This window comes from Desulfosporosinus acidiphilus SJ4 (assembly GCF_000255115.2).
In the GTDB taxonomy this organism is placed as follows: domain Bacteria; phylum Bacillota; class Desulfitobacteriia; order Desulfitobacteriales; family Desulfitobacteriaceae; genus Desulfosporosinus; species Desulfosporosinus acidiphilus.
This window is the reverse complement of record NC_018068.1, coordinates 2,582,493-2,595,613: the sequence shown is the minus strand read 5'-3', so window position 1 is coordinate 2,595,613 and position 13,121 is coordinate 2,582,493. Positions and strand designations below refer to the sequence as shown.

Sequence of the window (13,121 nt, the reverse complement as noted above, 5' to 3'; positions counted from 1 at the left end):
TTAAGCATCTCTCTTATCTCGAAGGTTAACCCAGTCACAAAAGACGGGTTGGTAGCCCTTAGTCCGCAGCATCTTCACAACGTCTTCCACGGATCGCTCATCGGATATCTCAAATTGAGCACTGCCTGTTTCCGTTGTCTCCGCATAGCCTCCTACAGAGGTCAATGAACCGGCTGAGAGTTTGGTGATTCCCAAGGGTAACAGAGAATCTCGCATGGCGGCGCTTTCTCTGGTGGAAAGGGTAATGCCTGCTCGTTGCAAGAATAAACGATATGCCAAAAGAATTTGTACAAGTTCTGCATCCCCAATGGGATATAACGGTTGATAAGAACCGACATGGGGTCGCATTCGTGGCGCAGATACCGCGACTTCTACTTCCGGATAGGTTCTTTGCAAATAGGCGGCGTGTAAGCCTGTAAAAAACGCCTCTTTTCTCCACTCACCTAAACCAAGCAGAGCTCCGATTGTTACCCCACTAAAGCCTGCCTCACAGGCCCGTTCAGGGGCCTCCAAGCGGTAGCGATGGACACGTTTGGGGCCGGCCAAGTGAACAGAGGCATAAATGTCCTCATCATAAACCTCTTGATAAATGGTCAAAGTGTCAATTCCTGCTTCATAAAGAGTGTGATATTCTTTGATTTCAAGAGGATAAACTTCAATACCCAGCGATGCAAAATAGGGTCTGAGAACCTTGGCACAATCTGCGATATACTCTGGGCTGCTGGCCTTGCGGGATTCGCCTGTTAAAAGCAGCAAATGCTGGAGTCCCATCGCCGCTATGGCTTTACCTTCTACCTCCACCTCAGTAAAACTTAATTTGCGCCGCACAATTTCATTCTTGATATTGTAGCTGCAGTATATACACTGATTGGAGCAGAAGTTGGCCAGGTATAATGGGGTAAAGAGAAGAATCGATTTGCCGAAGTTTTGGAGGGTCAGCCGATGCGCTTTCAGAGCCATTTGCTCCAAATAGGGCCTGGCAGCGGGTGATAGCAAGGCTAAAAAATCAAATTCATCAAGCCGGTGGTGACTCAGGGCTCGCTCAACATGGATCTCAGAGAACTGATCAAAGGGGTAACGAGTTAATTCTTTCTGCCAAGCTTTAAACTCGTCAAAAAACATAATTATTCCTCCCTTAAAAACCCTGTCAAGGGAGATGAAGCTTCCGCCTCCTGGCGACGGGCGCCAAGACCTGCAAGATAAGCAGTCCTGCCGGCCTCGACGGCTAACCGGAAAGCCTTGGCCATGTCCACGGGCTGATAAGCCGTAGCAATGGCTGTGTTGACAAGAACTGCTGCTGCTCCCATTTCCATGGCTTCCGCAGCTTCCGAAGGACGCCCGATACCTGCATCAACAATGATGGGTACCGAGATTTCTTCAATCAGTATCCTTATAAGTTCCCGCGTTTGCAGGCCGCGGTTACTGCCTATCGGAGCCCCTAAAGGCATCACTGCGGCGGCTCCTACGCTTTGCAACCGTCTTGCTGTCCCCAGATCAGGGCACATGTAGGGAAGAACTACAAACCCTTCTTTGACAAGCTGTTCCGTAGCGATCAAGGTTTCCTGGTTATCAGGCAATAAATAACGTTGATCCTGAATAACCTCAATCTTAATCCAATGACCACAACCGGCAGCTTTTGCCAGACGTGCAATTCGTATTGCTTCCTCCGCTGTGCGGGCTCCGGAAGTATTCGGAAGCAAGATTATGCCTTCGGGTATGTAATTCAAAATATTTTCTTGGGAATTTTTCCAGTCCACCCTGCGCAAAGCCATGGTTACAACTTGTGTTCCAGAGGCTTCAATGACTTTGGGAACAATCTCGTGACTAGAAAACTTGCCCGTTCCTGTAAACAACCGGCTGTTGAGTTTCGTTCCGCCAATCGCAAATATATCTGTTGTCTGTTCAGGTTTGACTGCTCGCTGCATAATCATTCACCTTCCACTTTCATTACCGTTCACTATCCATTTGAATACGGGCAGAGTCGAAATCAGCCCCCGCCCACAAACTTCAAAATCTCTAATTTGTCCCCCTGTTTTAAGACAGTGTTTCTCCACAGTTCCTCGGGAACAATTTCCCCATTGTACTCAATAATCACTGTTCTCGTGGGAATGCTTTGCTCTTCAACCCACTTTTGCAGGCTGAGGCTTCCTGTTAATTCCACCATTTCTCCATTAATCGTTATCTTCATAGTTGGCCCTCCTGGGTAAGAATTACAGAATTTTATTCATCAGTCTCATCGGACACATTTCTCCGCACATTGTACAGCTATCTTCGTGAGTTGGAGAAGATTCTCTCCGATAACGTTCGGCTTTTTCCCGATCAATCGCTAAATCAAACATAGTTGACCAATCCAACGCTTGTCTTGCTTTACTCATTTTAAGATCCCAATCGGCAGCCCCTGGGATTCCTTTGGCAATATCTGCGGCATGAGCCGCTATTTTAGTAGCTATGATTCCTTCTTTCATATCTTCCAGGGAGGGAAGGCGAAGATGTTCTGCCGGGGTTACATAACATAAGAAGTCCGCTCCTGATGCGGCAGCTATGGCACCGCCAATGGCACTGGTAATGTGATCATATCCTGGAGCAATATCTGTTACTACTGGGCCTAATACGTAAAAAGGAGCGTTGTGGCATAATTTCTTTTCTAATAACATATTGGCTTGAATTTCATTGAGAGGGACATGACCTGGGCCTTCAATCATAACTTGAACATTCTTTTCCCAAGCGCGCAGGGTTAATTCGCCTAACACGATAAGTTCTTCAATCTGCGCAGGATCAGTAGCATCCGCAAGGGATCCCGGACGACAGCCATCCCCCAAGCTCAGGGTTACATCGTACTTGGCACAGATATCCAATAGATCGTCAAAATACTCGTAAAATGGATTCTCGCGATTATTTAATTCCATCCAGGCAAACAAAAGCGAACCTCCACGGGAAACTATATTTGTGACGCGTTTATTTTTTCGAAAATGGGCCACTGTTTGACGATTAAGTCCAGCATGGATCGTCATGAAATCTACCCCATCTTGGGCATGCTTTTCTACAACTGCTAAAAACTCTTCTACAGTGATATCTTCGAGTTTTTTATCCAAATAACCAATGGCATCATACATAGGAACTGTGCCGATCATTGCTGTTGACATGTTAATTAGACGGGAACGAAATTCTGCTGTTTTTCCATAGTTGCTCAAATCCATAATAGCTTCAGCCTTCATATTAATGGCTGTTTGTACCTTTTCCAGTTCAAGATTAATATTCGCACAATCTTTGGAAATCCCTAAGTTGACATTGATTTTCGTTTTTAGGCCTTGCCCTACGCCTTCAGGGCTTAAAGATTGGTGATTAATATTTGCCGGAATGACCACAGTTCCTTGGGCAACACGTGCCCGTATATCTTCAGGGGATTGATTCTCTTTCTGAGCAACAATTCTCATCGCTTCGGTAATTTCGCCTCGTTTAGCGGCCGCCATTTGTGTTGTCATATCTAAGTGCCTCCTCAAATATTTTTTACTCTGTTTGAAGAATTAAATAACGTTAAGCTTTACTTAAATGCATGCCCTCCTCTCCTTTAAGATTCTAAAAGTACAAAGAAGAAAGCGACTTTCCTTGTGGAAGCCGCCTTCATCTAAATACAACATTAGACGCACATTGCTTCCCTACGCCGGTATTACCCGGATCAGGTTTGAAGGGTTAAGAGAACTCTCAATCTCAGCCTGTTACGGCACCCCTAGCAGTTAATTTATAAATTGGGTAAATGGTAAATTGACTAGTACGGAATCCTTGGTTTCAGCGGATATCTTTTATTAAAACAAGCTAAACAAACGTCTTGAGAAAACACGGAACGAAGTAAACCGGCTTGTGATAAGTAATATAGTGTATCAGCGTTTAAATATTCACGAATTTTATCCACTGACATTTGTGCCGCGATTAATTCTGCCTTTTCAGCAATATCGATACCGTAATAACAGGGGAATTGTACTCGAGGAGAAGCAATAAGCAAATGCACTTCTCTAGCGCCAGCCTCACGGATAAGTTTAACTAACTTGACAGCAGTAGTTCCCCGTACCAGGGAATCATCAATTAATATGACACGTTTAGAACGGATAACCTCAGGTTGAACTTTTATGGTCTTAGTCACTACCAGTTCTCTTAACGGTTGAGCAGGTTGTATAAACGATCGATCATATTGGGTAGTTTTTAGTAAAGCCTCTTCTAAAGGAAGCCGCCTTGCAGAAGCATAGCCTAATGCCGCATGACGCCCGGAACGGGGAACGGGAATCACTACATCAGCATCTATGGGATATTCTCTGGCTAATTCTTGCCCCATCCAAAAGCGGCTTTTTTCGACATTAATACTATCAATTGTGCTGGCTGGGTGAGCGAAATAAATATACTCAAATGCACAACAACATGTTTTTGACGTGTTAACTACTTGATGTGATTGTATCCCGGTTTCATTAATAATTATCATCTCTCCGGGAGCGATATCTCTGATAAAAGTTGCGTTAATTGATTGAAGGGCAAAGCTTTCAGAGGCTAAACAGTAAGCCTTTCCTAAGCGACCTAAGCAGAGCGGCCGGAGTCCAAAAGGATCTCTAATGCCAATTAAGGCATTGTTCGTCATGACAACTAAAGAATAGGCCCCGTATAATTTATTTAATGCGTTGCTAATTGCATTTTCCAAGGAAGAAGCTTGTTGATTTATTAAATGTAGAATTACTTCACTGTCTGCTGTACTCTCAAAACGATGACCGGCCCGGGTCAGAGATAAACGCAATTCTTGGGCATTCATGATATTGCCGTTATGAGCCAAAGCGATTTCTCCAAATTGTGTGGAAAGAGTTAACGGCTGGGCATTTTTGATGTGATTCGAGCCGGTTGTCGAATAACGCACATGGCCAATTGCACTACTTCCATGTAGGCTGTCGAGAATTCCATCGTTAAAGACACTGGTAACGAGTCCTAAAGCTTTATAGGTTTTCATTGAAATTTTGTTAGATATGGTTATTCCACAGGATTCTTGTCCTCGATGTTGTAAAGCCCTTAATCCAGAAAAAGCCAAACGTGCAGCATTATCTTCAGACCCCAAAATGCCAAATACTCCGCATTCTTCCTTTGGTTTATCATGTTCGCAATTCATGTGGAAATCCTCCCAGACCAAATAAAAAACAGCTTACCCGTTGGTAAGCTGTCGTTTTGACTCATGTAAACTATGCTTCAATGAATGTAAGTCAATATTAAACGATTTGCTTTCCTACGCTGGTATTAACCAGATCAGGTTCGAAGGGACAAGAGCAATAGCTCTATCTCAGCCACTTTTGGGCACCCCTAGCAATTAATTTTGTTTTATTATACAACGTCATACTTAAGAAGTAAATGTAAACGTATATATCATTAAAGAGTTAAGAGATAGGATTTTGAGGAAAATGGCAGATTATTTTTCTGGCTCGAATGAACAATGCACATGCTTGATCTTCCATGCCTCTATGTTCCTTTCCAAATACATTGTTGTTCTTACTGCTGGTTTAGGAAAACTTTTATACCTTGCATAAAAACATACACACGCAGCTCTTTCTGTTTTAAAATAATGAATGTTTTCCATTATCAGTTCTTCAACTGCTCCTGATTCGGTTTTCTTACCATTTTGAAAAAAATCTCGCAATAATTTTAGATGTTCATCTACAGAATATGTATCATTATTTTTGTGATTATCATAATATACTAATTCGCTGTCATCATCAGGATAAAATAACTTTAATCTTTCTATATTTCTTTCTAGAAAGCACTTATCATATTCTTTTATGAAATTATTCAGTTCATCATCTTCAAGTTTATCCAACATTTCTTATTCCTCATTTTACTTTCAGTGTCCGCAGGTACGCCTTTGCTTCGTCACTGATTCGGTAGCTCTCAATCGCTTTCTGAATAGTTTTGTTATGTGTCCACTTCTCCAAGCGTTGTTCTTGAATATATGGCAAAGATGCTTCGTACTGCTTAGCCAATGCCGTTGCGAAATACCAGGCGATCATCATGTTGACATAGTATTCATCCGACCGGGTAGCCGCCACAAGCTCAAGCATCTCCGTCCGGAAAGAATCATCGAGATAAAAGCTCATCAGCATTCCAATCCCGAAGCGCACTGTATAGGTTCGGCCGGATATCAGCCAGACATTGATTTTTTCGTAGAGCTCAGGCAGATGCTTTTTAAATATCTTTGGAGAAATTAAATCACAGGTTGCCCAGTTGTCTATGTACGGCAGAAACTCTTCAACGGCGGCAACGGCACCCTCATATTCCTTGATCGTTTCGATGAGGAAGCCATGCAGGTTATTTTCTTCATAATACGCGTGCGGTAGGATTTTAAGAAACTCCAAAGCCTCCGGCGTTTTGGAAAATTCCCGGGCTAACTTCCGTAGATCCGGCGTACGGACGCCGATTACTGTATCCGGGTTTACCGTCGGCATGAGTTTGCTGGCAAACTCTTTGTATTTCAGATCCTGCAGCTCGAATAACCGTCGTCGGATTTTTTCTTCTATCCCATTCATATCGTTTCACCTTTCCTCAACTAAGTATTATTAATTGGAATCAATTAGCCTTCTCCTGTTCGGCTTGCCGCTGTTTTGTTCATCAAATTTCTTCTTCCCAAACATTCCGGTGGTGAGTTTACTCTTTGAGGTTAAAATTTAAGAGTGCCTTCTGTATAGATTCAAGAACATCCAAGACTCTTTTAAGTAGATTCCCCTGAAAAAGTCGGTTAAAAAATACTCGTTTTAAACTCGTCTGGAAACAACATAGTTTTTAAGCTTTATACTCAAATACCCCTTGCCATTTCTCGGTTTCCTCTAAATCAGGGCCGCTATTCGTCTCAAATTGTAGGTTAATATCCCAAATCCCACCCAGGTACTTACACCTTGGTGGCCTCGGGACAGACTTCTCCCTAGACCATATTTCCGTTTCAAAATGCTTATGGTACCTTCTCCGCCAGCTCTCCAAGCTTGCAATCGTCGGAACCATCTCTGCTTTTCGTGAGATGCCTGTGCTTTACTCTTCTTGCCCTTTTTAGGCATCGATATTCGTTTGATTCCTAGGTCAGTCAGTTCTTTTTGGTTCTTACCGCTGCTGTAACCTCTGTCGGTAGCGATTGAATATGGCACTTTTCCTGTTTTAGAAATATGACGTTTAACAGTTTCTACCAAAAGACTGTCATCACTAGGATTTCCAACATGAACTTTATAATCGGTTATAATGCGGTCTTCATTTTCTGTGATCTCTGTTTTATAGCCAAACTCTGTCGGACTCTTTAATTTCCCTTTTTGAATCGGCCGTGCATCTGGATCATGAAGACTAATCACTCGATTCGAAATGTGGGTGTTTCCGCCGTTGACTTTTAGTGTTTGATTCACAATTTTGTCGGCGGTGACTATGACCTTATCGAGTTTCTCAATCTTGCGTTTTGTAGTGTTGCTCATCTGCTCGCCTAGAGCTTCTTCGGCTTTATCCATAATCTGATGGGCGTTAGTCATAGTTTCAATGGCTTTATCAACTAATTTATCGGTAATCTTACGAACTTCTTCAACAGCCTGATGATTACGCCGCTTAAGTGTTTTACCGATTTCCAAAATTCGCTTCTTCGCTGAACGACAGCGTTCAATCATCTTGGGCATCGTCGAACCCGCAGTTTCTCGAAGGCTTTGAGCTTGGCGTGTTATCGATTTAATAGCATCGGCCAAGAGCTGAGCATCCGTAGGGTAATGAATATTGGATTCCGTCACCGTTGTGTCCGTGCGAAGTCTCCGGCTCCGAGTAATCTTGTCTTGAGAAGCCTTAACAACGAGAGCTTCATTAAGCTGTTCAACGATGTCTTCTCCATACTTTTGAGTCAGTTTAATCAAGGTCGTACTATGAGGAACTGTCGCATCTAAGTTAATTCGACAAAAGCGACGCCATTTAATGCTGTCACTAACCTCTGCAACGAGAGTTTCATAACCAAACTCATAACGGAACTTAAGGTACATGAGACGAAGAAAGGTTTCGACAGGAACTGTCGGTCGGCCAATACGTATATTCCAACGAGAAAGGAAAGGCCGCATAAATTTCTCATCATCCAGAAGTTCATCGATAGTCTTTAATTCCTTGCTTAGTTCTAGAACTTGCTCAGGTAAAGCAAAATCCCAAATAGTAAGTTGCTCATTGTGAAGACGTAACATTTTTTGACCCCCTGAAAGGATTTTTTCACCCTCTTGGAGAATCTAAAAACTAGGAATTCTCCAAAAGGGTAGTAGAATTTGGTTGCTTGTCACTTCTAAATTTCTACCAAATCCTTGGGAATTCCTTTTATTTTGGCCATTTTGAAAATATCGGTTAGTTTTTCAGGGGAATCTAAGTATGATTTCGGTAATAAATTGTTTTTGATCAGTCCTCCTCATGACCGGTACATTTATTTTTTCAGCTATTGCTTGCTCCGCTTTAAATACTACGGCGAAATAGACAACTCCTGGCTCGCTGTCTTCATTATGTAAATCAATAGTTGTGAAAGTCCCTGTTACCCCAATACTAAAATCAGCTTGAGTATTCTTCTGACCTGCTATAGCCATGGCCTTTGCACACTCTAAGCTATACACGCCGTATTTCTCAATAATAACTTCAGGAACTCCAATAGCAAGTTTTTGCCGGTTTGAATAAGTAACATACCCCCCTGGTGTGACATTCGATGCTCCTTCTACATCTGTAATCGAGGAAATAATATGTCCTCCTGTACAGCTCTCAACCGTTGTGATTGTCGCAGACAACTCGTTAAGCAACGCGACAACTCTTTCTGCATTCATTATAATTCTGCCTCCTAAATGATGTTTGAGGAATAGCTCCTCCCTCTCACAAACCTTTCTTTTGGGAATTAGGGAATTAATACGGATATAACTACTTAACTACCAGTATCGCACTTAATAATCATCATTTTAAGGCGAAAATACTTATATATTATAACTTTTTAATTATATCTCAACCAAGTAATATCGGCATAAAAAGATAATGACCTTTCCTGGAATTCAGATAAAAACATTTGAACATCTCCGATCAGACTGGTTCAACCTTAAGGTTCTTCTTCAAATGTAAATAATCGGGACTGTGCCAAAACTTGTTCCCCTCGCATTGCAATCTCACTTTTGCCTCCCTAATCACTAAAGAAAGGCGTTGTCACTTCACTATAGCAGTGAAATGATAACGCCTTTGGCTATTTTGCCCCACTTTTGGTTTTCTGAGTTAAGTTTTTACACAACCCCTTTTGCAGTGACTCGGCTGCCAGATTATTTTCCAGATGACTACGGTACTATCTGCCGGGGATCGGCATGTATGGTAATCCTCGACAGATTGTCATCAAGTTTAACAACTAAGGTCTGTACATAGGTGGTTTTATTAAATAATCCTTCATTTTTCCATATTCAAGAAATTTATCATATACTTTCATTTCTTCATTCATAAACGACATAAACAAATCCCTGATTTTTGGTGAAGTACTGTGAATAAAAGCCATATTATGTACCGGTAAAAATGCCTGAATACCACTTAATATCCGCCTGTAAATATATCTGTCTGATATCAATTCGGAACTTGACGTCTCTTGGACTTGTTTTGGTGGTCTAAGTGGCAAAGGTATACCGTAATTCAAAAGCTCCTTTTCTAATGCCTCTATATGTTTCATCAGAATTTTGCTTCCGTGATTAATGACTAACTTAAAATCAGTATCTTGTACTGAGCTGTTTAAAAGGTTAGTAATATACATGACATTGTATCTCTGCATCAAATGATTCCAGAGATGATAGACCTCGCTTACATTGATAGTTCTTTGTTTTTCTCGAAGAGATTTGTTCATTTCGGAAACTTTTTCAAGGGACTTTAATATCTCCATAGTCTCAACCTCATTTATTCTAATTATATGTACGATAGGCAGGTGGATGGTTTAAAAAGCCTTTTAACTTACCGTATTCCACTAGCATTTCCTGTAATTCAATGGTTAAGAGCAAGTGATTCTTTAGGCTTTTTCTAACATCTGGAGTGGTACTTTGCATAAAACCTATGCCCAGAACCGGGAAGAAAGCAGCAATTATCTCATAAAACATTTGAAAAATATCCCTATCCTTAACTGATTCCATATAAACTATTGAACTAACATCTGCCGGCGGCCTCATGGGAAAGGGCAAATCGTAATCGCGCATTATTATTTCCATATCCTCAATCCCTTTGAGAATGCCATCTTTTACCTTGCTTTTGATGATCTTCAAATCATTATCTTCAATCATATGCTCAAAAATCTGAATGCTTTCTAAAGCATCCAGCTTAGTGACTAAAACATCCCAAATATAAAAAACTTCAACCACATTGATAATTTCCTGTTTTTCACTGACTGATTTACCGATATCAGCGACTTTTTGGATTTTATCCATAATATCTACCATTTTTTATACTCCCTTTTATATCCTCTTCATCTTATTGTTACCCGATTCTTATCATTTATACTTATATATAAAGAGGACACTGCATCAATCATTGCAAGTGCCCTCTTTGTATAGTCTTCTATTTCTTTCTACTGTTTCATCATTGAGTCGTTCAGCGGGTGTCAAGAGATTCCAAGGATATTATGAAATTAATACACTAGTTAGAGCGAGGAATCATATGCATTTTGAAATCGGAAATTGGATTCTATAACAAATTTCCGATTTCAAGGTTCTTTAAAAGAAGCCCAAGAGGGATATCTTTAAGCGAACTCACACCAAGACAGGTCTTTGCCGCTTTGGTTAGTACCCGTAGATCATACCATCCGGGGTAAACCGGTTCGACAGGTTTTTCTAAGCCAAGCAGCCCATATACGGCCATCATTGCACTGCGGACCGAGTATTCAACGGTGAATACACAATCATGCGGAATTTCCGCAAACTGTCCGAGGAAACCGAAATTCCTACTGCCTGATGGAATCACATTCGGCCTGTCGCCTGCCACACGCGGCATAAACTGAGACGTGATATAAGGCATCATTGCCGGAATAACATTGACCGTGTGCGACAAAATTTCGGAAATACTGTCTTTGAGTCCCATGTGATAAAGCAGTTCCTCAAACATCTCACGTCCGGTACACTCGGAATAAGTTTTCCTGATATAGTCACCTGGTACATCCATGTTTAGTGCATATGCCCATAGAACCTTAACATTGTCAGGTTGACCGATAAAATGCGGATGTTTTGGCACAACCCAGCTCATCAGCCAGCTGGAATCCTTGATTGTAACCAGCCCCCCCATACCCGGTTTGTCACCTGTCAAATTCAGAATATGCGGGAACACGATATCATCGTCTTTTAAGGTTATTGTAAAGCTCATCCACTTTGTTTTGTCAATATTTGAACAGAATGCTTCCGGATGACCGAAATCCGGTGACTTTACGGCTATTTTCTCCCAAACGGAAAAGCAGCCCTTATCGTCCGATCGGTTAAGCGGAGCGGGAGTATTGAAATCCCCACGCTCAGTATTCTGAGTCATTGAACCGTTTGTGAAGAGAACAAGATCATCTTCGGTGACTGAAATCTTGCCGGTTTTACCGTCCTTGGAATAATGGACGCCGGTTGCAGTCTTCGTATCGTTGGAAAAATCGAAATCAATGTCGGTTACTGTATAGCCGTATGCAAACTGCACCCCGTTCTGTTTCAGCCATGTAATTAATGGCAAAATTAGTGAATCGTACTGGTTATAATCCGTGTGCAGGATGCCTTTCAATCGGTTCATTCCATCAATCAGGTGCATGAAACGTTCCATGTATCGTTTAACTTCAACGACACTGTGCCACGGCTCAAAGGCAAACATTGTAACCCAAAAATACCAGAAGTTAGTCTTGAAAAATTCGGGAGTAAAGTATTGTTCAATGGTAGTTGCTCCCAGCGCCTCTTCTGTCAGCATGTGAAGCTTCGCCAATTCCAGAGCATTTTTTGTGCTGAGACCGAAAGAAGAGAAATCCGCCGGAGTACCCTGCTTCTCTACCAAACGGCAGTGGGATTCAATCGGCTCATCGATATTTAGTTGATGAAATTCATCAAGTACACTGACCTTCGGGTCGGAAAGCGAGGGAATAAAACTAAACAGTTCGCTGAAACACTCAAAATGCGATTCGATTTCGCGTCCCCCGCGTGCAGTATACCCCTTTTCAGCCGTTCCTGCACCATCCATTGACCCTCCGAGACGATCCAGTGATTCCAATATATGAATATTTTCTCCCGGCATATGGGCATCATGAATCAGAAATGCTGCCGCAGAGAGAGAACCGATTCCGCCTCCGATAAGGTAAGCATGCCTTTTTTCAATGTTCTTTGGAGCCTTTGGATTGATTCTTTCATAGTTATACATAAAAAGCACTCTCCTTTCACGCAAGATATCTTTGGATGCAGACTTACTTAACCGATCCGAAAGTCTTGCTATAAAAAAGATAGTACAAATCAAAAGAGTGCTCAATGAACAAAACGGGATACGTGTGCAATAATTACACACATTATAGAAATTGTGTAATTTCAGCTTCTATCGAATTTTTTTAATGTATTTACAATGTTCCCACTCATCATTTGATCGATTTGCTTTAACATTTGCTCAGGAGTTTCCCGTAAATCCCTCTTTAGCCAGGAAATAAACACACCCATGAGGGCATTTGAATAAAATTCACAACATTCAAGCTTAATCTCTTCAGCCAACACCATGCTTTTAGAAATATCTTCTATTATCCTGAACAAAAATCGATAAAACACACGTTGCAGAAATGCTTCTAAATGGTCTCTTCCCAAGGAACGGTAAGTGTTAAGGCAGATCATGCGATTGTCTGCCGTATATTCTAAGATCAACTGCAGACCTTGCTGCCATTGGTCGAGCGTGCAGTATTGATCAACACCGTCGATTACTTCACGGCTAAAGATCCAGCCCAGCAGTTCATACACATCGTGAAAATGATTGTAGAATGTATGCCTTGTAAATCCACAATCATCAGTAATCATCCTGACATGAATCTGGTTAATAGAGTGGGACAACATAAGCTTTTTTAACGAATTAGCAAGTGCCGTTTGCGTAATTGCAGTGTTAGCCATATAATCCTCCGA

13 protein-coding genes and 2 riboswitches are annotated in these 13,121 nt (G+C 41.7%); all 13 genes read right to left on the bottom strand.

The genetic code is table 11. The features are described 5' to 3' along the window. The gene (gene thiH, locus DESACI_RS11860) at positions 1-1,122 is read right to left on the bottom strand and encodes a 2-iminoacetate synthase ThiH (RefSeq protein WP_014827432.1); all 1,122 of its coding nucleotides are present in this window, start codon (positions 1,120-1,122) and stop codon (positions 1-3) included. Between the two features lie 2 nt (positions 1,123-1,124). After that, positions 1,125-1,931, bottom strand: coding sequence for a thiazole synthase (locus tag DESACI_RS11855; protein WP_014827431.1), 807 nt, complete (start codon positions 1,929-1,931; stop codon positions 1,125-1,127). Positions 1,932-1,987: 56 nt separating this feature from the next. After that, positions 1,988-2,188 (bottom strand): sulfur carrier protein ThiS, encoded by a 201-nt coding sequence (gene thiS, locus DESACI_RS11850; RefSeq protein ID WP_014827430.1) that lies wholly within the window; start codon positions 2,186-2,188, stop codon positions 1,988-1,990. Between the two features lie 22 nt (positions 2,189-2,210). Next, complete coding sequence (gene thiC, locus DESACI_RS11845) at positions 2,211-3,482, bottom strand: phosphomethylpyrimidine synthase ThiC (RefSeq protein ID WP_014827429.1); 1,272 nt, start codon at positions 3,480-3,482, stop codon at positions 2,211-2,213. A 154-nt stretch (positions 3,483-3,636) separates the two neighbouring features. Further along, positions 3,637-3,739, bottom strand: a riboswitch (TPP riboswitch). A gap of 27 nt (positions 3,740-3,766) precedes the next feature. After that, the gene (purF, locus tag DESACI_RS11840) at positions 3,767-5,140 is read right to left on the bottom strand and encodes an amidophosphoribosyltransferase (protein ID WP_014827428.1); all 1,374 of its coding nucleotides are present in this window, start codon (positions 5,138-5,140) and stop codon (positions 3,767-3,769) included. A gap of 94 nt (positions 5,141-5,234) precedes the next feature. Further along, positions 5,235-5,340, bottom strand: a riboswitch (TPP riboswitch). Between the two features lie 94 nt (positions 5,341-5,434). After that, positions 5,435-5,842 (bottom strand): nuclear transport factor 2 family protein, encoded by a 408-nt coding sequence (locus DESACI_RS11835; protein ID WP_014827427.1) that lies wholly within the window; start codon positions 5,840-5,842, stop codon positions 5,435-5,437. A 10-nt stretch (positions 5,843-5,852) separates the two neighbouring features. After that, on the bottom strand, positions 5,853-6,545 hold the full coding sequence (locus DESACI_RS11830) for a DNA alkylation repair protein (RefSeq protein WP_014827426.1): 693 nt from the start codon (positions 6,543-6,545) through the stop codon (positions 5,853-5,855). Positions 6,546-6,842: 297 nt separating this feature from the next. Next, complete coding sequence (locus tag DESACI_RS11825) at positions 6,843-8,207, bottom strand: ISNCY-like element ISDsac1 family transposase (RefSeq protein WP_014827402.1); 1,365 nt, start codon at positions 8,205-8,207, stop codon at positions 6,843-6,845. A gap of 162 nt (positions 8,208-8,369) precedes the next feature. Continuing rightward, positions 8,370-8,825, bottom strand: coding sequence for a CinA family protein (locus DESACI_RS11820; RefSeq protein ID WP_014827425.1), 456 nt, complete (start codon positions 8,823-8,825; stop codon positions 8,370-8,372). A gap of 560 nt (positions 8,826-9,385) precedes the next feature. Next, positions 9,386-9,904 (bottom strand): DUF3231 family protein, encoded by a 519-nt coding sequence (locus tag DESACI_RS11815; protein WP_014827424.1) that lies wholly within the window; start codon positions 9,902-9,904, stop codon positions 9,386-9,388. A 19-nt stretch (positions 9,905-9,923) separates the two neighbouring features. Further along, a complete protein-coding gene (locus DESACI_RS11810) occupies positions 9,924-10,451 on the bottom strand; it encodes a DUF3231 family protein (protein WP_014827423.1) in 528 nt (175 codons plus the stop codon). A gap of 244 nt (positions 10,452-10,695) precedes the next feature. Next, positions 10,696-12,384 carry an oleate hydratase gene (locus DESACI_RS11805; RefSeq protein WP_014827422.1) on the bottom strand — a complete coding sequence of 563 codons (1,689 nt, stop codon included), beginning with the start codon at positions 12,382-12,384 and terminating at the stop codon, positions 10,696-10,698. Between the two features lie 161 nt (positions 12,385-12,545). Continuing rightward, the gene (locus DESACI_RS11800; RefSeq protein ID WP_014827421.1) at positions 12,546-13,109 is read right to left on the bottom strand and encodes a TetR/AcrR family transcriptional regulator; all 564 of its coding nucleotides are present in this window, start codon (positions 13,107-13,109) and stop codon (positions 12,546-12,548) included. Between the last annotated feature and the right edge of the window lie 12 nt (positions 13,110-13,121).